Here is a 23,097-nt window from a genome sequence, read left to right as displayed (position 1 = left end):
CCTTATTGAATTAAGCGTTAAATCTAGGCCAGATCTGATTCCTTATATGTTAAAAGACATGTCTATAGTAGACGTGATTGGGAACTATGCTTTTCCTTCTGGGTATAGTGGTATACAAATGCTTCTTCTCCATAGTAATGATAAAAAGCATGCTGATCTGGTATTTTCTAATCCTGATATTTATGGTGCTTTTGATCAAGACATTCAACAATCTGTTTATAACGTTATTACTGATAATTATCGAGCATCTCTTCCTGAATCATTATTAAAGCATAGTCTTTTTGCAGTTCAAAGATTACCTAAAGAAGAACATGAAAAATTGGATGAAAATTTAAAAGAAAAAGTTAGAAATTTTTCAAAACAATAATTAAATTAAATATCCCTTTATGGCCCACAGCCTAGGATCTTGCGCCATAAGAGGGTGTCCGAAAAGTTCGTACTTTATTTTTAAATTTAGATGAAAATCTGCAAAATAGATTTATTGCGTTAATGAATATTAATCATTATATGTAACAGCTTGCTTTCATAAACCACTCGGCTCGCAATCATAGCTTTTTTCTGGCTCAGATTATTTGCGATTATAATTCATTTTTGGCCCACTTTAATTGCCACTAAAAAGAAGTCGACCCACATTAATTGCAAATAAGCTCACTTTATTTGCCACTGAAATGTATTTGCCTGTGCCGGTAGGTTTTTCCCGTGGTTTGTGAGCAAAAAAAGCTTCACGTTTTTACCTGGTACAACGGAACACGTCTGTGAAACGTACCAGGCGGGCTTACTCGATGGGGACTTGGTGCAAGTCATATTTGATGCTTTAGCGTTAAATGATGGGAGCTCAGAATGGGTAGTTAATGTCTTGAAAGTACTTAAAAAAGTAGGTTTATTAACCCAAGCTAATATTGCAATGTTAGCAGAAAATCGTCAAGCAAGGGAATTTGTAACCGCATTGAATAGACTCTATGCGAATGGATTGTTAACGGGTGAACATACTCAGGCTAATTTTTGTGCGTTGCTCTCTCAGATTTCTCGATAAATAGGATTATTCAATCCTTTGAGCTATTCAGTTCTAAATACGTCAAATTCCATGGTGCAGCCATTGTATTGAAATATGGATTAAAATTTTTTTCGATCAATTATCAGTCGTTATGAGTTGGATTCCTTCAATTTTTCATTCTAAATATTTATAAATCAATGAGTTGTGTTTTTTGTTGGGCATGGTGCTCTAATATTGACGTCAATGTATTACATTTGTTAGTATCGGCGCATGAAAAATAAGAATATTTAATATTGAATTATTTGCGAAAGTTAAAACAGGAAGATTAGAAGAATTAAAACGGCTCAAAAAAGCAAGGGGGGAATTTTAATAAGTATGACACTGCGGCCTTATTATGGGCGGTTAACTCTGAGCAAATAGCTAAAAGGAAATATAAGAAAATGGGGAAGCTATCAGATGAAGCAAAAAAGAAAATTCAATTAATTAAGTTTGATGCCATTCAAACTCTCTTGTTTCGTTTTCTAAATGAGGACGCCAAGATGGAACATGATTTATTTTGCTCTGCTCCCGACCAAAAGCGTTTTTTTAAATTTGGGCTATTTAGCCCATTTCTTTTTAAAGACGAGATTTCTAGGGTAAAAGATGAGGCTATTTTAACTATTGTTTTTTTGCATGCCCCTGACACGCTATGCCTCGAGTTAATCGATATATTAATTGATTTAGATGTAGAAACATCTATCTCCCTCTTACAATCAGACTGCATAAGTGATCTTTCCCCCATAATAGCTATATTTGAACAATCCCCTGATTATATGCAAAAAAAAATCAGTTCTTGGATTGCTTCACTGTCATTTGCGCGAAGAGCAAGACTTTTTGGTCAAGACTTCCTTCTTAAACATATTATTTATAATGATGAAGAGAGCTCTATTTGGCGATTACAGGGTTTGCATCATCTTGAACCACAAACTATCCGTGATTTTTTTTACCAGGGTTGGAGATGGGAGCCGTTACTATTATTGCAGGGATATACTGGCTACGGCGGTTTAGTTGAGCTTTTTAGAGACCATAGAATTTCCACCGATATTGCTATTGAATTGTTAAGCCTTCTTGAAAGATTAAATCATGAAGATTTGTATATGCTTTTCAGAGGTAAAACGACAAGCATGAATATGTATGAAAAAAATTTACTCTATGTGCTTTTTGAGCAATATCCAAAACCTGTTATTGACAAGGCGCTACAATTAGCACAACAACAACTCACGTGCGATGAAATAGATGCTTTATTATTTTTTAATACGGCAACTCGCAATACCAATAGCCCATACGAGATAATTAATCCATATCGTCATGCCTCGGCATTATATAATGCTTTTGGATGTAGTAATAAATTAGATGCTACGAGTTCTATTATCGAGCTTATGGGAAGAAAACCGATATTAAAGCAATTGCTAGTGCAAAAATCCCCTTTCTGGTTAGGGAATAAATGTCCTATGGAGAGTGCCGTAAAATATGAAAATAAAGAGGCTGTTGCTTATTTTTTAGAACAAATAGAATTGGAGTCTCATTTAGAAGAAAAAGTATTGACGCCTTATTATGAGTCAGTATTAGCGCTTGCAAAAAAATATAAAAGTAAATGTATTCTTGAGCTCTTTGAAGCGTATCGGATTTATCGGGTTATTTATAGCAAGTACGAGAGTAATGATCTACGCTTACAAGCGTTAAACGCGTTTATCCCAATTATTAAAGAGAATCCCCAATTATTAACTATAAAATGGACTAACGAAAAAACCCTCTTGCATCATGCTGCGAGAGTTGGCGGTACACTAGCTATCTCTTTTTTAATAAAGCTAGGGGTTGATATAAATGCTAAAGACATAAAAGGAAAAACGCCGTTGGATGAGGCATTGGCTTCGGGTCATTCAATAGCTGTCCAATCTCTTCTAAGCAAAAAGCAAGAGAAACACAGTTTCAGCGATATGGATGAGGCTGACTTAATTACTCTTATAGCCCTAGTTCAATCAGCGCCTAATAGTTTTTCTAAATTAATTTCTAACTTAAGTACTCAATCAAATTCAAAAATTAAACGTTTAGATTTATCTCACTTTGAATTTACAAAGCAGGGATTTACAACCTTTCTCCCCTTATTACGGTTACTCCCGCAATTACACACCCTTAAATTAAAAGGCTGCCATCTTAAAGGGGATGACATTGAGCAATTGGCGCTTTTACTAGCTGAAATGCCTGCATTAACCACGTTAGATTTGGATAATAATTTGCTTGTTAAAACAGACGTTGTTAATTTATTGCGCAAATTGGAAATAAAGTTCTCCCGTTCTAACTTGGTAGAATTGTCTTTGCGCTCTAATCTAATTCATATTCGCAGTCTAGCGGATATGAATGCTTTACAAAATCACAAACCTGATTTGGTTCCCCTGAAAACGATACACCTTAACGGCAATACGGTTGTCGAAGAGAATTTGGCAAATAGGTTAAAATACAAAAAGTTGCTTAGTAATGTACACGTTATCATTTCTTTGCTTCGTGATAAAGAACCTACGCTCACCATAAAGGAATTTTTAGAGTCTACTTTTATAGCTTCTAAATATAGTGGGAGTGAAAAAGTTATTACACTAGAGCTTGGGGATACTTATCACCGGCGCCGCATTGAGTTGTCACTTAGTGGCGCTGAATCTGCTAACTATAATTTTCTTCGTTACGACGATAAAAATATAGAAGTACGTCCTACTGATAAGGATATTTTTGATTACCTAAAATCTGGGATAAATCACTCTTCACAAAATCATGGCACTCTACTGTCAACAGACGAAAGAGCGAGAAGAAAGCAGCTAAAAGAATTTTACAGCGTTCATCCTGATACGAACATGAAAGGACTTTTTAATCGTCAGCAACTGTTTTTCACTAAGCGAGAGTCAGCACTTCCAAGCTTACTGTTTCCTGAAATATATTTAACCAAAAAACGGATACAAAAACAGGGAAAGACATTAGTAAAGGTCGTGTTTATTTATGCGTCAATAATGGAAATGATAAATGGGTACCAGAGCTTAGACTTAAAACTCAGCATGCGCTATTAGCTTATGAGTTTTTAACAGGAAATGGACAACGAATCTTTAAAATTGCCCATTTTCAGAATGAAGGAAAACAAAATAAAATTTCATTTTGGGGCAAATATTATGATAAGGCTCAGTTTGCTAAGTTTCGTAAACGTTTTTTAATTGCTCCATTTGACGTGGATGCCAAACATATAAAAGCAATGCATCTTGATATTCTAAAAGATATTGAAAATGGTGTACCTGGAGATTTTGAAGCACTCCTATATGAGTCCTCATGTAATAAGAAAGACCCAGAAAAACGGCAACTTATAAATTGCATTCTCTGGTGTCTGCACAGAATGAATGGGCATGGTTTTAAAGAATACAAGCTTGATTGGGGACTCTATAACACTAGGTCAATTGTAAAGCTTTTTATTGAAAATCCAGGAGCTATACAAATCCAGGATACAACGGATGAAACCGCTAAAAATACTATCTAATTTTATTTAATGGAAAGAAAAAGAAGGCTGCGTCTCGTATATTTATAATTAAGGAGGAGCATGAAATAATTGGTTCCATTTAAGGGATTTTAGCCAAGGAAGGCAGTACTACATGTTATACTGTGGCAAGCAAGTTTATAAATCTGACCAGATAAAGAAAGGAATACATTAGATGACAAAAAATTTTGAAGATGCACGAAAAATGCTTCTTAACGCCTGTAATGGCTATATTCAGCATAATCAGCGGCAAATAGATGGCTTAAAAGCCAAAAGTCCTTATTCGCCTGCTGGTTATATTTTCTTTGAGACTGTTTTAGACAAATATGAGCCGGATCCGGGTTTTAAGGATTGGATCTGTTGTCAGTATCATTATTTATTAGATCACCTTTTATTATCATTTAATGAAACAGTTGATCCTTACAATTATTATTCTCAGCATACATATCCATTTGCAGAAATGAAATGGTGGAAGGAACCTGAAACAAGATATCAAGAAAAAGGAGTTGATCATACAGCACCAAAAACCGTGTTGCATAATCTTAATGCTCTATTTAATGTACTTAATTTTCATATGGAAGAAAAATTTCCCCAGTTGGCTCAAAAAAAAATCGAGTTGAATTATCAGGAAAATGATCCGACTACTTTTAGTGACGCGCCACTGTCCATTCAAATTTATAAAATGTTTGAAAATCTTAAACTAAGAGCACGTTTTGCTGAGTCAATCATGGAGAAACGTAAACTAGGTATCGATATAAGTGATTTTAGTCGCAATCTAGAAGATATTGCTCCGGTTTTTGAAGGGTACATAAAAGGAATAGCAGTACGGGAGTTAAAAGCTACCTTGGACAATCAAGATTTAGGTGATGAGGAAGCAGTAAAAAGCGTAGAAGAGCAATTAAAAAATGGTGTAACTCTTGAGTTATTAAAGAAAAATCGCCAATCACAACAAGAAAGGGATTTAAAGTTCTGGTCCATTATTTTGATTGGCATCGGTATTGGTGTTTTTACTACCCTAGGTTTAGTTTGTAAACGTTTTTATGATTCAGGTGGTACCAGCATTAACTTTTTTAAACCACTGTCACAAAATCTGTATGAAACAATAGAGAGTATTACTACTGGATTTGAAGACGAACCTAAATGCAAGCTCAACTAATTTATCGTATTGATTATCATTCAAGTGTTTGGATGATGTTCATTGGATAGAAAACGAATACTTCGTTTGGTCTGTTTCACGTAGATGATGCAGTCATTATTGATACGAGTGCAACCAACCCACACCAGAGCATGAGCTTAAATTGTTAGATATACTCACCCATAAGTCTAGCCATATTCTACATGGCTAGACATTATTTTATTTTTACTCATCAATTTATTGAAGACGAAACACTTGGGCGAATGCACAGAGTATAATTAATTTTTCTCTATTTTTTCTCAACGATGTTTTTTCCGACATTGCGCAATAAACTTACTGAAGAGGGTGAGATCTTGCCCAATCAAATTAAATTGCCTTCTAAACAACCCACTTTGCGATGGGTTTTTCAATTGATGGAGGGAGTGAGTCTTGTCACATTATCTGACTTTTTAATTGACAATTAAAAAGTTAATTATTTCGAAAGATAACCTAATTATGAAACTTAGAAAAATGAACCGCAATAATTAACTTTTAAAAATCATGCAAGAACGGTTTATGAGAGTAGGGCACTGCTAGAGAATAGGAGTAAACATACCTCCCGTTTAATGTACTGACAAAAACTATTTTTATTGATAATGTGCGTCAATTGTACTAACATATAATCAACAGAGATTATTTTGAGAAATATCATGACAAATGCTAGAAAGGTGGATAATACAAAAACACCTACGGCTAAAAACCAAAGAAGAGTGAAAAGTGCGCAATCAAGGACTGTGCGTGCTAAAACTTCCCGATTAGGTTTTCGTGCATCTGAATCGCAAGCCAAAATAATCCGAATGGCCTCTGATATAAGTCATAAGTCATTGACGGAGTTTATAACGGATAGTGCGTATCAAGCTGCTGAAAAAGTTATTTTAGATCAAAGAATTTTTATGGTCTCTGATGATATTTTTAACAAATTCTCCGAAATTCTAGATCGCCCAGAGCAAGATAATGAAGGGCTAAAGGATTTATTTTCTTCATCATCTCCATGGGATTTAAATGACGCTAAAAAAACCTGAACCTTTAAATAAAGATCATAATTTAACTGATTTTAATAGTAATTACCCAGAATTAAATGAATGGTTAAAAAAATATGCTTTTCAAGCAAAAATGTCCGGTTCTGCCAACACTTTCATAGTTGCTGATAATAATCTAGTGGTTGGTTTTTATAGTCTTACAGTAGGTCAGGTGGATCTTGATCAGGTATCTGAACGTATAAAAAAGGGAATGGGCAAATATCCTATTTCTGTTGTCATATTAGCAAGATTAGCTGTTCATCATACATATCAAGGAAAGGGTATTGGGAAAGCAATGCTTAAAGATGCAATATTAAAAACCCTGCAAATTGCAGAACAAGGCGGTGTTAGAGCTTTATTAGTTCATGCTATTGATGAAAAAGCCGAAACCTTTTATAAACGATTTGGATTTGAACCTTCTCCAATAAGAGAAAATCAGCTATTGCTTCTTTTAAAAAATGCTAAAAAAATAATATCTGAGCAGCGGTAGCTAAATTCCACGTCAAGCCGTTAAGTCTGATTAATTAGGTATAATGACCCCAACAATTTAGACCACGAAAAATTTAAAATTTAGGAGATAATAGCCTCTAATTTGGAGGTTAATATGGCAAAGAACAAAAAGTGGTCATCATCTGCTAAATTTGAGATTGCACTGCAAGCGATTAAAAATGAAACAACGTTAAATGTGATTTGTAAAAAATATGAGGTTTCCCCCAGTCAGGTGCATGCTTGGAAAAAACAGCTGTTAGAAGAAGGCGTGAAACTATTTAATAAAGCTGACAAGAGCACCAAACTGATTGCCGGACATGAAGAAAAACAACGGGTATTGTCTGAAACTGTTGGCCAACTAACGATTGAGAGGGACTACTTAAAAAAGTGTTGGAGCAAACTCCACGGGAGCAGCGACAGCAACTAATTGATAACGGCTATGTTGAATTGAGTTTGCGACGACAATGTGAACTGCTAAAGGTTAATCGCAGCCCGCTTTATTATAAGACTGCGGTAATAGAAGCAGATGATATTGATTTGTTGAATGAACTCCGTGAGATATGGGAGCGATATCCTTTTTATGGATAAGATAGTGGCGCGTTTAAGGAGGCCGAGGTGCTTATTGAGGACACTAAGCTACCTAATGTTGCGATAAATCGACGCTCCTTTCATTGGAGCGCGAAGGGATGATGGGATTAAGAGAAGGGGAATGGAGTTAAGCCATATGGTTTAAAAACTCCTGAAAATGCTGCTTCTCGTGTTCTGCGCCTAAATAGGACTTTAAGCGTTCTATAGAACTATGGTATTCATCCTGATTAATAACACCACGCATTAATTCGAAACGTAAATACACACAAAATGTATTCAAAACATCCGTCTCACAATAGTCGCGAATATTTTTTATTTGCCCCGAGAAGTATTGTTCCCAAACTTTAGAACCACTCATTCCCATTTTTCCAGGAAAACCCAACATGCTAGAGATGTCATCCAGAGGGGCGAAGGCTTTATTTTGATAGCCAGCAATGACATCCATTAGGTCTAGGTGACGATAATGAAAACGACTTAGATAATTATTCCAGCGAAATGCTTGCTGATTCTCCCCAGTTTCCCAATAGGTTGGTGCGGCAATCCCATGTGTCAAGGCGCGATAATGTAAAACGGGTAAATCAAAGCCACTACCATTCCAACTGACTAATGTTGGGGTATGTTTGTCAATTCCTGCAAAAAAACGGGTGATTAGTTCTTTTTCATCAGCGGCTTCATCGCCAAGTGACCATACCTTAATTTGAGAGCCTTGGCTAAGGACTAAAGAAATGGCGCAGATCCTTTGTAAATAATGAGGTAGAAAGTCATGACCAACTTTGGCTCGTCGTAAAGCAAACATTGCTTGAGCAGTATCTTCATCCGATAACCCATGTAAATCGTATAATTTACGACCGGCTTCAATGTCGGGAATGGTTTCTATATCAAATACAAGAATTGTCATGAGAGATACTTATTTTAATTATTTAAATAAATTTTAACATGAGGCTTACGTCTGACCAATATATAGATCGCTTTGTAAGCTCAGAAGTTTATTTATTCCATGTTTCAATTAGGTTTGGCTGCTTTGAAAACAACATTAAACGGCAACAATAAGACATAGATTGTGCTAATTAAATTTGATAGAATTATCTTTTTCTTATTCGATTGCTATGGATTCTTTGTTTCAATTTAAGAAGTTAAGAACACTCATTTCTTTAGGGTTTGTTCTATCGCTTACTTCCTGTGTCAGTCCGCCGCCTCCATCTGATTTGGATAATGTTTGTAATATATTTAGGGAATATCCCAAATGGTACACGCATGCCAAAGATGTTGAGCGTCGCTGGAAAGTTCCAGTTCCAGTGCAAATGGCAATAATTCATCAAGAGTCAAAATTTGTGGCGGATGCCAAACCTCCGCGCCAGAAGTTATTAGGATTTATTCCCTGGAAACGACCTACAACGGCGACCGGTTATGCTCAGGTATTACATGGAACATGGAACGAATACAAGCAAACAAATGGTGGTTTATTGTCTTCTCGCCATAATTTTTCTGATGGTGTTGATTTTATTGGTTGGTATGCCAATCTAGCTCATAGACGGGCTGGAATTAATCGCTCAGATGCGTATCCGCTGTATTTAGCTTATCACGAAGGAATTGGCGGTTATCAGCGTAAAACTTATTTGAAAAAAGCGTGGTTACTGCCTGTTGCTCGCAAGGTTAAGGCACGATCTCAGCTTTATGCAATGCAATTGAATTCATGTAGGGGATCTTTGAAACGAAGATCTTGGCTTTAAAGTTGGCTATTTTTAAATGTACAACCTTAATTTATAAAATTTAAAAGTAATGTATACTTCAGAGAATTGAACTGAGGTAGTTATAAGGAGTTTTTTGATGCGATTAATGCTTTTGGGTGGACCAGGTGCTGGAAAAGGAACCCAGGCTTTACGGTTAATTGAACGTTATAAAATACCACAAATTTCTACTGGTGATATGTTACGTGCAGCTATTGCACAAGGTACTCCATTAGGTTTAAGTGCTAAAAAAATTATGGAAGCAGGTGGACTTGTTTCTGATGACATTATTATTGGTTTAGTTAAAGAGCGCTTAAAAAGTAGTGATTGTCACAATGGCTTTTTATTTGATGGCTTTCCTAGAACTTTAGTTCAGGCCGATGCATTAAAGCAAGCAGGTATTCATTTAGATCACGTGATTGAAATTGCCGTAGATGATAATGAAATCATTAAACGAATCAGTGGACGACGCATTCATCAACCTTCAGGTCGAGTCTATCATGTCATTAACCAGCCTCCAAAACAGGAAGGTTTGGATGATGTTACTGGTGAAGCCTTAATTCAACGTGAAGATGACAAAGAAGAGACCGTAAAAAACGGTTGGAAGTTTATCGTAATCAAACAGCACCGTTAATCAATTATTATAAAACATGGTCTGCTAGTGGTGATGTGAATGCACCTGCGTTTCATAGTGTTTCGGGTGCTGGTAATGTGGATGATGTATTTTATAAAATAGTAAATTCACTTGAAGCAAAGGAAGAGAGATGCCAAGCCAAAACGTAACGAGCGCTGAATTTGAGTCATTAATTAATGAAAACAAAATAGTATTTATTGATTTTTGGGCTGATTGGTGTGCTCCTTGCAAACAATTTGCAACGATTTATGAACAGGTTTCAGAACAGTTTCCTAATATAAAGTTTGCAAAAGTTAATATTGAAGCCGAGCAAGAACTGGCTGATTTTTTTGAAATACGCTCGATTCCTCATCTCATGGTATTTAAAGAGAGTATTGTGATTTATTCAAATGCAGGAAGCATGCCTGCTTCAACTTTAAATGAATTAGTTGAGCAAGCATTAGCTGCTGATGTTAGTGCAATAAAATCTCAGTTTGAGCAGGGTGATGAGCAGCAGTAATGCTGTCTAGATAAGTAGCCAGTTCTCTTTTGCTGGCTTCATCCATAGTTAAATCCAGTTTAGTGCGGCGTTTGAGTATGTCATCGCAACTTTGAGCCCATTCTTCCATTATCAAATAATCAACTTCAACTTGATATAGACTTGGCCCATATTTTTTTCCTAATGAGTTTTCACTGCTGCACAGTGCCAAAAATTTTTCCATACGTGTTCCATAGGTGTATAAATAGCGGTTGAGCAAATCAGTATCCATCCATTGATACTTTGCTTTGGCATAGTGTATGTAATGCTCAAATTCCATTTTTTCAAAAGTAGCTCCAGGTAGGGGCGTCCTAGCGGTTTTGGAAGGATTCAGTTGTGGAAAAACGGCGGCTAATTTACTTACCGCTTCTTCTGCCAGCTGTCTATAGGTGGTAATTTTACCACCATAGATTGTGACGATTGGCGCGGGTTTTAAATCAAATTCATAGTCATAATCGCGACTTAATGTTCGGGCTTCTTTATCGTCATTAGCCAATAAAGCACGAACACCACTCCAACTATAAATAATATCTTTTTTCACAATTTTAGTTTTGAAATATTGATTAATTAAATCCATCAAATAACTAATTTCTTCGTCACTAATACTGACTTTGTCAATTTTGCCTGTTAGAGGAACGTCTGTGGTCCCGATCATACTAAACCCATGATAAGGAATGACAAAAATCACACGCTTATCGTGATGTTGTAAGAAATAAGCATGATTGCCCTCATAAAGTTGAGGCACAATAATATGACTGCCTTTAACAAGGCTAATTTTTTGGCGAGCGAGAGTGTTTGTCAATTGTTCTACTGCTTTGACCCAAGGGCCTGCGGCATTGATCAGCGTTTTGGCATGAATTATATAAGCAGGGCCTCTTTGTGGTTGAATCGTTAATTGCCACAATTCATTAATGATTTGTGTTTGAGTTACGGTTGAATGTGTTCTAATACTCGCCCCATTATTTCGAGCCTGAATGGCATTAACAATGGTGAGACGTGCATCATCTGCAGCGCCATCATAAAATAAAAACCCATGATCTAGTTCATTTTTCAACGGAGCGAAATATTTTTCTTTATTTTTCCTATTAATGCTTTTGCACTTAGGTAATCGATTTTTATGACTTAAATGATCGTATAAAAACAATCCCAAACGTAAAAACCAGGCAGGGCGCATATGTTGCTCATAGGGAAGGACTAAGGCTTGAGGATGTACTAAATGAGGAGCAAGGTCTAAGAGTCGTTGTCGTTCTGTTATGGCTTTTTTTACTAGAGAAAATTCATAATTCTCCAGATATCTTAATCCGCCATGAATCAGTTTGGTGCTGCTTGAAGAGGTTTTCGAGGCAAGATCATCTTGCTCTAGAAGTACCACTGACAGTCCTCTTAAAGCCGCATCAGCCGCACAACCACATCCATTGATGCCGCCACCAATAATTGCAACATCAAAAACTTGATCCATGTTTTGGTCTCCGCAAAAAAAGATTACACTTAATAATATACTCTATCATGAAAAATAATAATAAGATGAATAAGGAACTCTGAACCAATGAATTATTTACTTGCTATAGATCAGGGAACAAGTAGTACACGAGCCATGGTGTACACGCTTCATGGTGAATTAATTGCTAATAGCCAATACCCACTCAAGCAGTATTATCCAGAAGCAGGGTGGGTTGAGCATGATCCAGAGGAAATATGGCAAAAAACATTAATGGCGATGCGTGATGTTGTAGCCAAAGTTTCCAAGGAGAAAATCCTTGCTTGTGGTTTGACCAATCAACGAGAAACCACCGTAATCTGGAATAAAAAAACAGGGGGCTGCCTTGCACCGGCAATTGTTTGGCAAGATCGCAGAACGGCTGAATATTGCCATGCTTTTGACACTGAATCAGCCATGATTCAAGAGAAAACGGGTTTACTTCCCGATCCTTATTTTTCTGCAAGTAAATTAAATTGGTTATTAGAAAATAATCCTGAAGCAAAAGAACTCATAAAACAGGGCAATCTGGCTTTTGGAACAATAGATAGTTTTTTAATTTGGCGATTGACTCAAGAGCATTTTCATTTAACGGATGTTACGAATGCATCAAGAACCATGTTATTTAATATTAAAACAGAAGAATGGGATCGTGATTTATTAGCGCTTTTTGCGATACCAGAATCTGTTTTACCCGAAGTTCGTGCGAGTGACAGCCATTTTGGGGTGATGGATAAGCAATGGCTTGGAATCGAATTACCTATTACTGGGGTAGCTGGTGATCAGCAAGCAGCCTTAGTTGGCCAAGGGTGTTTTGCATCTGGAATGGTAAAAGCAACCTATGGGACAGGTGGATTTTTATTGTTAAATACGGGTTCTAAGCCTGTATTGTCCCAACATAAACTCTTAACCACGATAGCTTATAAAATTAAAGGAGAAACCGTATATGGTTTAGAGGGCAGTATTTATCATGCAGGAACAACCGTAAAATGGTTGCGTGATGAGATGAAATTAATTGCTACCTCAGATGAAACCGAAGCCTTAGCTCAAAGTCTGGATGGGAACGGTGGGGTGTATTTTATTTCTGCATTTACTGGCTTAGGCGCACCGCATTGGTTATCAACACCAAGCGCGGCAATGGTGGGTTTATCGCTTTCCAGTAATAAAGCACATTTTGCTCGCGCAGCGCTAGAGGGGGTATGTTACCAAACCCGCGAAGTCTTTGCTTGCATGCGTGAAGACAGTCTTCTTGATTTATCCTTATTGCGTGTTGATGGGGGCATGGCTGCTAATCGGTGGTTTCTCCAATTTTTGGCAGATCAATGTCAGCTTGAAGTACAAAAACCTAGGGATATAGAAACAACAGCAAAAGGCGCCGCTATTTTAGCGGCTTTAGGTTGTGGTGCTTTTAATTCTTTGGCTGAGTTACAGTTAATATGGGAAATGGAGCAAAGGTTTCTGCCTGAGCGTTCTATGGCGCAAGTAGAAGAGGATTATTATGGTTGGCAACAGGCGTTGCATAAGGTGAAGAGTTAATAAATTATAAAGGCATTGATAATATAGGCTGGAACGTTTGAATTAGCATGGATCCCGCGGGCAAGCCGCGGGACATAAGATTCAATCTTAAGGAACATCGCGGTTTTTTTCACCAGTATAAAGCTGACGTGGTCTACCGATTCTTGATTTGCTGGCAACCATTTCCATCCAATGACTCATCCAACCAACTGTACGTGCTAAAGCAAAAATTACAGTGAACATGTTTGTTGGAATTCCGATTGCACTTAAAGTCAGACCTGAATAGAAGTCAACATTTGGATAAAGCTTCTTCTCAATGAAGTAATCATCTTCAAGAGCAATGCGCTCTAATTCCATTGCGAGTTTGAATAGTGGCTCGTCTTTTGCACCAACGGCTTCCAACACGTCATAACATGTTTGACGCATGACTTTAGCACGTGGATCATAGCTCTTATAAACACGGTGACCGAAGCCCATTAAACGGAAAGAATCATCTTTATCTTTAGCGCGTTTTATATAATGATCAATACGGCTAACATCACCAATTTCTTTTAACATGTTTAGGCATGCTTCGTTAGCACCACCATGAGCGGGGCCCCATAAAGCGCCGATTCCGGCAGAAATGCACGCAAAAGGATTCGCACCTGTTGAGCCTGCTAGACGAACTGTAGAAGTAGACGCATTTTGCTCATGATCCGCATGTAAAATAAAGATAGTATCCATGGCTTTGACTAAAACAGGATTTGGAGTTGTATCTTCAGAAGGTACTCCAAACATCATATGTAAAAAGTTTTCAGCATAGGACATTTTATTTTGTGGATACATGTACGGCAGACCGATTGAGTATTTGTAACTCATTGCGGCTAATGTCGGCATTTTGGCTACTAAACGAATTGCAGAAATAAAACGATCTTGAGCGTTATTTAAGTCCATTGTGTCATGGTAAAACGCAGATAAAGCACCAACAATCCCTACCATAATTGCCATTGGATGCGCATCACGACGGAAACCATTTAAAAATTGATACATTTGTTGGTGAACCATCGTATGGTTGTTAATTAAACCAACAAAGTCTTTCTTTTCTTCTTTATTTGGTAATTCACCATTGAGCAAAAGATAACTTACATCGAGGAAATCTTTCTTGTCAGCTAATTGCTCAATTGGATAGCCTCTATATAAGAGGACGCCTTTATCGCCATCAATATAAGTGATTTTAGATTCACAGGAGGCTGTAGAAAGAAAACCCTGATCAAAAGTAAATACACCACTTGAACCCAGTTGCGAGATATCAATGACATCATTACCTAACGTAGGGGTATAAATGGGTAATTCTAACGACTCATGGCCTTCAATGCTAAGTTTGGCTTTCTTATTTGTCATTGCTTCTCCTGTTTCTAAGCATTCTTATTTTTCTAATTTGCACAAGGCACTATATACAAAGTGCGCACTTGCAGTCAATTTAAACCTACCTAATCAGATATTATGGTAGAGAATTATGAATAATAACAGGAAAAATTTAATAAATTTGGCATTCAATGGAAAACTGAGGAGAACGTCATATTTCCTACACGATCTCCTTGGGACATATCTATTTTATAGTGATGCTTTTTTTAAAGTGTTCGATTCAATTACAGCCTTCTCTATGTTATCCTCTACCACAGAATTTATCATAAGGATACGTCCATACCATGGTTTATCTAGCTAAAGAAGTCTTGCCAGTTAATATTGAAGACGAATTAAAGCAATCCTATCTGGATTATGCGATGAGTGTTATTGTGGGCCGGGCATTGCCTGACGTTCGCGATGGACTTAAGCCCGTTCACCGACGTGTGCTTTTTGCTATGAGTGAGCTGGGGAATGATTGGAACAAACCTTACAAAAAATCTGCTCGTGTTGTGGGGGATGTAATCGGTAAATACCACCCACATGGTGATACCGCGGTTTATGATACGATTGTTCGTATGGCTCAGCCATTCTCGATGCGTTATATGCTTGTTGATGGTCAAGGTAACTTTGGTTCGGTCGATGGCGATGCGCCAGCAGCAATGCGTTATACCGAAGTTAGAATGTCTAAGGTAGCGCATGCTTTATTAGCCGATTTAGACAAAGAAACCGTTGATTTTAGTCCTAACTATGACGAAACAGAATTTGCCCCAGTCGTTTTACCTTCGCGCGTACCTAATTTATTAGTGAATGGCTCTTCGGGTATTGCTGTAGGTATGGCCACCAATATACCTCCGCATAATTTAACCGAAGTGGTTAATGCCTGCATCGCTTTAGTCGATAATCCAGAGCTTAGCCTTGATGAAATCATGGAAATTATTCCTGGCCCAGATTTTCCTACGGCGGCGATTATTAATGGTCGAGCTGGAATCATCCAAGGTTATCGCACTGGAAAAGGGCGCGTTGTTATTCGTGCGCGAACTGAGATAGAAACAGACAAAGATACGAATCGTCAGGCGATCATTATTCATGAGTTGCCCTATCAAGTGAATAAAGCACGCTTAGTCGAGCGTATTGCTGAATTGGTGCGCGACAAGAAAATCGAAGGTATTTCTGGTCTTCGTGATGAATCAGACAAACAAGGTATGCGTGTTGTTATTGAGATAAAACGTAATGAAGTAGCTGATGTTATTTTGAATAATTTATATGCGCATACGCAAATGCAAAATGTATTTGGTATTAACATGGTTGCATTGGTTGATGGCCAACCACGTACTTTGAATTTGAAACAGATTCTGGAATATTTCATTAAACATCGGCGTGAAGTAGTTACCAGAAGAACTTTATTTGAATTGAAAAAAGCTAGAGCACGTGCTCATTTATTAGAAGGTTTGGGTATAGCCTTGGCTAATATCGATGAGATGATCGCCTTAATTAAGCAATCACCCACACCGCAAGATGCGAAAGAGGGCTTGTTGGCAAAAGCATGGCAGCCAGGTATGGTTAAAAGCATGTTGGAACGTGCTGGTTCTAATGCTTCAAGACCTGATGATTTAGCTGCTGAGTTTGGTTTAAGTGATGCAGGATATAGACTATCTGCGGCTCAAGCCCAAGCTATTCTCGAATTAAGGTTGCATCGTTTAACTGCTCTAGAACAAGATAAAATTCTTGGTGAATTTGAAGAGTTGTTAATCCTAATCAAAGAGTTATTAGATATATTGGCTTCTCCTGAGCGTTTAATGCAAGTAATACGCGATGAGCTACTCGAAATTAAAACGCAATTTGGTGATGAGCGCCGTACTGAAATTACAGCATCACAAGAAGATTTAACTATTGAAGATTTAATTACCGAAGAAAATGTTGTAGTTACTTTGTCGCATCAAGGGTATGTTAAGTATCAACCCTTGACTGCTTATCAAGCGCAACGTCGTGGCGGGAAAGGAAAATCAGCAACTAATGTTAAGGATGAAGACTTTGTTTCGCGCCTAGTCATTGCCAGTACTCATGATACTTTGCTTTGTTTCTCAAATCATGGCAAGTTATATTGGCTAAAAGCGTATCAATTGCCGCTGGCAAGCCGTATTTCACGTGGCCGACCGATTATTAATATTCTCCCATTGGCCGAAGGCGAAGAAATCAATGCCATGTTGCCTGTTAGAGAATACCAGGAAGGGTTTTATGTCTTTATGGCAACCCGTAATGGAACTGTGAAAAAGGTACCACTCAATGCCTTTAGCAGACCACGCTCTAATGGAATCATTGCCGTTGACCTGGATGAAAATGATCGTTTAGTTGGTGTTGATATTACTGATGGCACTCGTGACATCATGCTGTTTACTGATGCAGGAAAAGTAATTCGCTTTGATGAGTCTAAAGTACGTCCCACAGGTCGTACTGCTCGTGGTGTACGTGGTATTCGTATTGAAGAAGACCAAGCCGTTATTTCCTTAATTGTTGCTCATCCTAATGGAACTATTTTGACTGCAACTGAGCATGGATATGGAAAGCGTACTGATATTGACGAGTACCGTGTTTCTGGACGTGGTGGTCAAGGCGTTATTTCTATTCAAGTGACTGAGCGTAACGGTAAGGTTGTGCGTTCGGTACAAGTTAATGACAGTGATGAGGCGATGTTAATTACTGATAAAGGAACTTTAGTGCGTTTCCGCGTCAGTGAATTGTCTATTATCGGTAGAAACACCCAAGGTGTTCGTCTCATTAATGTCAGTTCTGGTGAGTTAGTCGTTGGTATGCAGAAAATTGAAGACTTGGGTGACGAGTCTGATGAGTTGGATGTAGACACTGACGAGGCATCAGACATTGGAAACAGTGACGAACATGATGACAACCACGATCTATAATTTTGGTGCCGGTCCGGCAATGCTTCCTGAGCCTATATTAAAAGCGGCTCAGGAAGAGTTTCTTGACTGGCAGGGAACGGGGATGTCGATTCTTGAAATAGGTCATCGCACCCCAGAGTTTATGTCACTTCTAAAACATGCAGAACATACGTTAAGATCTCTTTTGGGTATACCGAGAAATTATCAAGTTTTATTCTTAGGCGGTGCTGCCCGCATGCAATTTGCCATGATCCCCATGAATTTCTTACATCCAGAGGAACAGGCAGGTTATTTAGATACAGGAGTATGGTCGCATTTGGCCCTTCTTGAAGCGCAAAAATTAAAAAAAGCATACTGTGTTGCCAGTGATGAGCAGAATGGTTATACGGGTATACCCGATCCAAAGAGTTGGGTGCTAAAGGAAAATACTTCTTATCTATATTATACGCCCAATGAAACAGTAAATGGCGTGCGCTTTCCCAATGTACCTAAAGTGAACGAGAGTACTCTAATTGCGGATATGACTTCGTGTTTGCTCAGTGAACCTATAGATGTTAGAAATTACGGTTTAATTTTTGCTGGCGCCCAAAAAAATATAGCCAATGCAGGATTAACTATCGTTATTATTCGCGATGATTTATTAGCCAAAATACCTAATCCGCCTGTACCTACAATGTTGGATTATAAAATTCAAACGGAAAATCACTCGCTTTATGCAACTCCGCCTGTATTTAACTGCTATTTGGCTGCGAAAATGTTTGATTGGGTGAACGCTCAGGGCGGTGTTGATGCTTTATTTAAGCTAAATTGTGAAAAAGCAGCTAAAATATATCAATACTTAGATGCCAGCGATTTTTATACTACTCGTGTCAGTAGAGAGGCAAGGTCCATCGTTAATGTGTGTTTTTCATTAAAAAATACTAATCTTGAGGATGACTTTGTGCAGCAAGCATTGTTATGCGGATTAAGTGCTTTAAAAGGACATCGTTTTGTTGGTGGAATTCGTGTCAGTATTTATAATGCAATGCCGATGGCTGGAGTTGATGCGTTAATTAATTTTATGTCCGAATTTGCAAGGAAAAACAGCCAGTGAGAATTATTAATCTAATTAGCAAGCCTTCGCCTTCTTTAAAAGGTGAAATGAGCGTTCCAGGCGATAAGTCAATTTCACATCGTTCGATTATATTTGGTGCGATTGCCAAAGGAACTACGGTTATTAATGGATTTCTCGATGGCGAAGACTGTATGGCTACTTTACGTGCATTCCAAGCAATGGGGGTTCTTATTGAAGGACCTGATGAACAACAAGTTGTAATTTATGGTGTAGGGAAGCATGGACTAAAAAAACCAGAACAGATCATTGATTGTGGCAATTCAGGTACCAGCATGCGCTTACTCGCAGGGCTATTGGCTGCTCAGAGTTTTGATAGCCAATTAACTGGAGATGAAAGTTTATTAAAAAGACCGATGTTGCGTATTAGCAAGCCACTGACCCAAATGGGTGCGGATATTTCTACCGTTGATGGCAAACCACCAATTAGTATCAAGGGTGGGGAAAAACTACACGGTATTCATTATGTAATGCCCGAAGCAAGTGCTCAGGTAAAATCTTGTATTTTATTGGCCGGACTCTATGCGCAGGGCGAAACAAGCGTTACAGAAACTGGTGTAAGTCGCAATCACACAGAGGTGATGCTTGAAAGTTTTTCTTATCCAGTACGTCGTTCAGAAAACACGATAACGATTAACTCAGCCAGTGAATGTTTGGCTACCGAAATTTTTGTTCCTGGTGATATTTCATCGGCCGCATTTTTTATTGTTGCCGCGACGATTGTCCCAGGTTCTGACATCCTCATACGTCATGTTGGCATTAATCCAACACGAACCGGGATAGTGCATATTTTATTGGAAATGGGCGCGGATATTACTCTTTTAAATCAACGACAACAGGGCGAAGAATGGGTTGCAGATTTGCATGTTCGCTACGCACCTTTGACGGGGATTAACATTTCTCCAGAACTTGTGCCCCTTGCCATCGATGAATTCCCTATTATTTTTATTGCGGCTGCCTGTGCTCGTGGGCAAACGATACTGCATGGTGCAAAAGAGCTTCGTTTTAAAGAAAGTGATCGTATTGCGGCAATGGTTAATGGATTACGGCAGCTAGGAATTAATGCGCAAGCATTAGATGACGGTGCTTTAATAGACGGGGGAGCTTTACAGGGAGGAACAGTCGATAGTTTAGGCGATCATCGTATTGCTATGTCTTTTGCAATTGCTGGGGCGGTGGCTAGTGGACCTATTATCGTAAAAAACTGTGCCAATGTAGCAACATCGTTCCCATTATTTGTAAGCACAGCCAATGAACTTCAACTTCAAATAGAGGATGTAGCTGATAATGTATGATGAGACAATCCCTGTAATTACTCTTGATGGCCCGAGTGGAACCGGTAAGGGCACGCTGTGTCATTTGCTTGCCAAGCATCTTCATTGGAATATGCTTGATAGTGGTGCTATCTATCGTGTTTTAGCTTATGCTGCCCGCAAAAATCAAGTTGAATTGAATGACGTCGCGCAACTAACTGATTTGGCTAGAGGACTTAATTTATGTTTTAAATCTTCAGATGATAATGCTTCGCAGGTGATTTTAGATAGTGAAGACATCAGTATGGCAATTCGTAGTGAACAATGTGGCCAAGATGCATCCCAAATTGCAGCCATTCCAGAAGTTAGGCAAGCATTATTAGAGCGCCAACGTAATTTTGCGCAAGCCCCAGGTCTTGTCACCGATGGACGGGATATGGGCACTGTCGTCTTTCCGCATGCGATTATAAAAATATTTTTATATGCGAATGAAGAAGAAAGAGCAAATAGACGCTATTTACAGTTGAAAGAAAATGGAAATAATGTTAGCCTCGCCCAGGTTGTCGAAGAATTGGCTAAACGTGATACAAGAGATACAGCACGTACACATGCGCCATTAAAGCCTGCAGAGGATGCAGTGCAAATCGATACAACTAGATTAAGCATTGTACAAGTGTTCAATACTGTATTAGAATTAATAGATGAACGTTTGAATTGATGTTTAATTGGTCAGTGACTGTTGATATTTTACTGGTTTGAGCTCCTATTGTTCAATTCGATGAAGGTGTCAGCTGGTTCTGAGTTTCGCGGGCTTTTGTCCGTTGTTTTGGGGGAAAGGGGAGTTGGACTCATCCTTTCATTTTTTTACTAAAGAGTTTATTAACATGTCTGAAAGTTTCAAAGAATTATTTGAGCAAAGTATTGCTGGCGCTCAATTTTACCCAGGTGCTATTATTACCGCTAAAGTTATCGGTATTGATAGCGATTTCGTCATTCTAAATGCTGGATTAAAAATCTGAAGGTATTGTTGCCGTAGAAGAATTTTATGACAAAGATGGCGCCCTGGAAGTTAGCCTAGGTGATACTGTCGAAGTAGCATTGGATTCAGTTGAAGATGGCTACGGCGAGACGCTCCTTTCAAGAGAAAAAGCAAAACGTCAGGAAGCATGGCGTAAATTATCTAAATCCCATGAAAACAATGAAACTGTTACTGGTCTTATTTCTGGTAAAGTTAAAGGTGGTTTCACTGTTGAAATCGGTACCATTCGTGCATTCTTACCTGGCTCATTAGTTGACGTCAGACCTGTAAGAGATCCTTCTTACCTAGAAGGTAAAGAGCTTGAATTCAAAGTAATCAAGATGGATCTAAAACGCAACAATATTGTTGTATCCCGCCGTGCTGTTGTTGAAGAAGAAAGTAGTGCTGATAGACAAGCTCTGCTTGAATCATTGCACGATGGCCAAGAGCTTCATGGTATCGTTAAAAATCTTACCGATTACGGTGCGTTTATTGACCTTGGTGGCATAGATGGCCTGTTACACATTACTGATATTTCTTGGAAACGTGTGAAGCATCCAAGTGAATTGTTATCAGTTGGCCAAGATGTAAAAGTTAAAGTATTAAGTTTTGATAGCGAAAGAAACCGTGTTTCTTTAGGTATGAAACAATTAGGTAATGATCCTTGGGTTGATTTAGTTGAACGATATCCTTTACACAAGAGATTACAAGGTAAAGTTACTAACATTACTGATTACGGTTGCTTCGTTGAAATCGAAGAAGGCGTTGAAGGTTTAGTTCATATGTCCGAAATGGATTGGACTAACAAGAACGTTCATCCAAGTAAAGTAGTTTCTATGGGTGATGTAGTTGATGTAATGGTTCTTGAAATTGACGAAGAAAGACGTCGTATTTCTCTAGGTATGAAACAATGCGTTGGCAATCCATGGCAACAATTTGCTGCATCACACACTAAAGGCCAAAAAGTAAGTGGTAAGATTCGTTCAATCACTGACTTCGGAATCTTCATTGGCTTAGATGGTGAGATTGACGGTCTAGTTCACTTGTCTGATATTTCTTGGACTGTTCCTGGCGAAGAAGCTGTGAAACAATTTAAGAAAGGACAAGAGTTAGAAGCGGTTATTCTGGCAATCGATCCTGAGCGTGAGCGTATTTCTTTAGGCTTGAAACAACTTGAAGGCGATAACTTTACAAGTTTTGTTGATGAATATACTAAAGGAGCGATCGTTAAAGGTACCGTTACTGCTGTAGATGCAAAAACTGTTACTGTAGCTCTGTCTGATGACATTGTTGGTACTATTCGTGCTAGCGAATTGTCTGATGAGCGTGTTGATGATGCAACGAATCACGTTAAAGAAGGCGATGTAATCGAAGCTAAAATCATTAACGTTGATCGTAAAAACCGTTCAATCACCCTTTCAGTAAAAGCGAAAGATGCTCAAGATGAAGCGGATGCTATTAAGAAGTACTCTCGAACTGAAGGTGCTGCAACTACTACTTTAGGCGATTTGCTTAAAGAAAAAATGGCAAGCAAAGAAGGTGAGTAATCTCCTTTCTAATCAATGAGTTAAAAAGCGTAGAGTTTTCTACGCTTTTTTGTTTTTCATGGTTAAGTCCAGTACGCACAGCCATTAAGTTAAGGAAATCTGTCATTCCCGCGTAGGCGGGAAACTATCCATGAATTGGCATTATAGCCGGTGAGGGATGGATCCCCGCCTATGCGGGGATGACAGGCTCTGAGAAATTTGAAG

Annotated in this window: 18 protein-coding genes and 2 pseudogenes; 17 read left to right on the top strand and 3 right to left on the bottom strand. The window is 38.3% G+C overall.

The window, feature by feature from the left end:
- The 8 genes from LDG_RS08150 to LDG_RS08115 form a co-directional block, all read left to right on the top strand.
- The coding region (locus tag LDG_RS08150; protein WP_040534958.1) for a hypothetical protein at positions 1–367 on the top strand (367 nt) is incomplete at its 5' end.
- Positions 368–706: 339 nt separating this feature from the next.
- Positions 707–1,033 (top strand): hypothetical protein, encoded by a 327-nt coding sequence (locus LDG_RS08145; RefSeq protein WP_148263537.1) that lies wholly within the window; start codon positions 707–709, stop codon positions 1,031–1,033.
- Positions 1,034–1,533: 500 nt separating this feature from the next.
- Positions 1,534–4,086, top strand: coding sequence for an ankyrin repeat domain-containing protein (locus tag LDG_RS08140; RefSeq protein WP_158307872.1), 2,553 nt, complete (start codon positions 1,534–1,536; stop codon positions 4,084–4,086).
- A 155-nt stretch (positions 4,087–4,241) separates the two neighbouring features.
- Entirely contained in the window at positions 4,242–4,544 is a 303-nt protein-coding gene (locus LDG_RS08135; RefSeq protein ID WP_040534955.1) for a hypothetical protein, read from the top strand.
- A 172-nt stretch (positions 4,545–4,716) separates the two neighbouring features.
- The gene (locus LDG_RS08130; RefSeq protein WP_006870787.1) at positions 4,717–5,697 is read left to right on the top strand and encodes a hypothetical protein; all 981 of its coding nucleotides are present in this window, start codon (positions 4,717–4,719) and stop codon (positions 5,695–5,697) included.
- A gap of 668 nt (positions 5,698–6,365) precedes the next feature.
- A complete protein-coding gene (locus tag LDG_RS08125) occupies positions 6,366–6,737 on the top strand; it encodes a type II toxin-antitoxin system TacA family antitoxin (RefSeq protein ID WP_006870785.1) in 372 nt (123 codons plus the stop codon).
- The gene (locus tag LDG_RS08120; RefSeq protein WP_006870784.1) at positions 6,718–7,224 is read left to right on the top strand and encodes a GNAT family N-acetyltransferase; all 507 of its coding nucleotides are present in this window, start codon (positions 6,718–6,720) and stop codon (positions 7,222–7,224) included. Before LDG_RS08125 ends, LDG_RS08120 begins: the two co-directional genes overlap by 20 nt.
- A gap of 114 nt (positions 7,225–7,338) precedes the next feature.
- Positions 7,339–7,650 carry a transposase gene (locus tag LDG_RS08115; protein WP_006870783.1) on the top strand — a complete coding sequence of 104 codons (312 nt, stop codon included), beginning with the start codon at positions 7,339–7,341 and terminating at the stop codon, positions 7,648–7,650.
- Between the two features lie 288 nt (positions 7,651–7,938).
- Here LDG_RS08115 and LDG_RS08110 read toward each other — a convergent pair whose 3' ends face one another.
- Positions 7,939–8,709 carry a 3'-5' exonuclease gene (locus LDG_RS08110; protein WP_006870781.1) on the bottom strand — a complete coding sequence of 257 codons (771 nt, stop codon included), beginning with the start codon at positions 8,707–8,709 and terminating at the stop codon, positions 7,939–7,941.
- A gap of 208 nt (positions 8,710–8,917) precedes the next feature.
- Between LDG_RS08110 and LDG_RS08105 the strand changes: the two genes are divergently transcribed.
- From LDG_RS08105 to LDG_RS08095, 3 genes and pseudogenes are all read left to right on the top strand, one after another.
- A complete protein-coding gene (locus LDG_RS08105) occupies positions 8,918–9,541 on the top strand; it encodes a transglycosylase SLT domain-containing protein (protein ID WP_040534951.1) in 624 nt (207 codons plus the stop codon).
- A gap of 97 nt (positions 9,542–9,638) precedes the next feature.
- Positions 9,639–10,321: pseudogene (gene adk / locus LDG_RS08100) on the top strand (adenylate kinase).
- On the top strand, positions 10,303–10,671 hold the full coding sequence (locus LDG_RS08095; protein ID WP_006870777.1) for a thioredoxin family protein: 369 nt from the start codon (positions 10,303–10,305) through the stop codon (positions 10,669–10,671). The pseudogene adk and the gene LDG_RS08095 overlap by 19 nt, the downstream one beginning before the upstream one ends.
- On the opposite strand, the gene glpD is transcribed toward LDG_RS08095, so the two are convergent.
- Entirely contained in the window at positions 10,625–12,148 is a 1,524-nt protein-coding gene (gene glpD, locus LDG_RS08090) for a glycerol-3-phosphate dehydrogenase (protein ID WP_006870776.1), read from the bottom strand. The genes LDG_RS08095 and glpD overlap by 47 nt on opposite strands.
- A gap of 87 nt (positions 12,149–12,235) precedes the next feature.
- Between glpD and glpK the strand changes: the two genes are divergently transcribed.
- Positions 12,236–13,702 (top strand): glycerol kinase GlpK, encoded by a 1,467-nt coding sequence (gene glpK / locus LDG_RS08085; protein WP_006870775.1) that lies wholly within the window; start codon positions 12,236–12,238, stop codon positions 13,700–13,702.
- Between the two features lie 87 nt (positions 13,703–13,789).
- Here the strand turns inward: glpK and gltA are convergent, their stop codons facing one another.
- Entirely contained in the window at positions 13,790–15,061 is a 1,272-nt protein-coding gene (gene gltA, locus LDG_RS08080) for a citrate synthase (protein WP_006870774.1), read from the bottom strand.
- A gap of 308 nt (positions 15,062–15,369) precedes the next feature.
- Here gltA and gyrA point away from each other — a divergent pair, with 308 nt between their 5' ends.
- From gyrA to rpsA, 5 genes and pseudogenes are all read left to right on the top strand, one after another.
- On the top strand, positions 15,370–17,985 hold the full coding sequence (gene gyrA, locus LDG_RS08075) for a DNA gyrase subunit A (RefSeq protein ID WP_006870773.1): 2,616 nt from the start codon (positions 15,370–15,372) through the stop codon (positions 17,983–17,985).
- Complete coding sequence (serC, locus tag LDG_RS08070; protein WP_040534963.1) at positions 17,966–19,057, top strand: 3-phosphoserine/phosphohydroxythreonine transaminase; 1,092 nt, start codon at positions 17,966–17,968, stop codon at positions 19,055–19,057. The genes gyrA and serC overlap by 20 nt, the downstream gene beginning before the upstream one ends.
- 2 nt (positions 19,058–19,059) lie before the next feature.
- Entirely contained in the window at positions 19,060–20,370 is a 1,311-nt protein-coding gene (gene aroA / locus LDG_RS08065; RefSeq protein ID WP_407635272.1) for a 3-phosphoshikimate 1-carboxyvinyltransferase, read from the top strand.
- Positions 20,363–21,046 carry a (d)CMP kinase gene (gene cmk, locus LDG_RS08060; protein WP_006870770.1) on the top strand — a complete coding sequence of 228 codons (684 nt, stop codon included), beginning with the start codon at positions 20,363–20,365 and terminating at the stop codon, positions 21,044–21,046. Before aroA ends, cmk begins: the two co-directional genes overlap by 8 nt.
- 166 nt (positions 21,047–21,212) lie before the next feature.
- Positions 21,213–22,893: pseudogene (gene rpsA, locus LDG_RS08055) on the top strand (30S ribosomal protein S1).
- The last annotated feature ends 204 nt before the right edge of the window (positions 22,894–23,097 follow it).

It is taken from the genome of Legionella drancourtii LLAP12 (assembly GCF_000162755.2).
Taxonomy (GTDB): domain Bacteria; phylum Pseudomonadota; class Gammaproteobacteria; order Legionellales; family Legionellaceae; genus Legionella; species Legionella drancourtii.
This window is presented reverse-complemented; position numbering and strand designations above follow the sequence as displayed.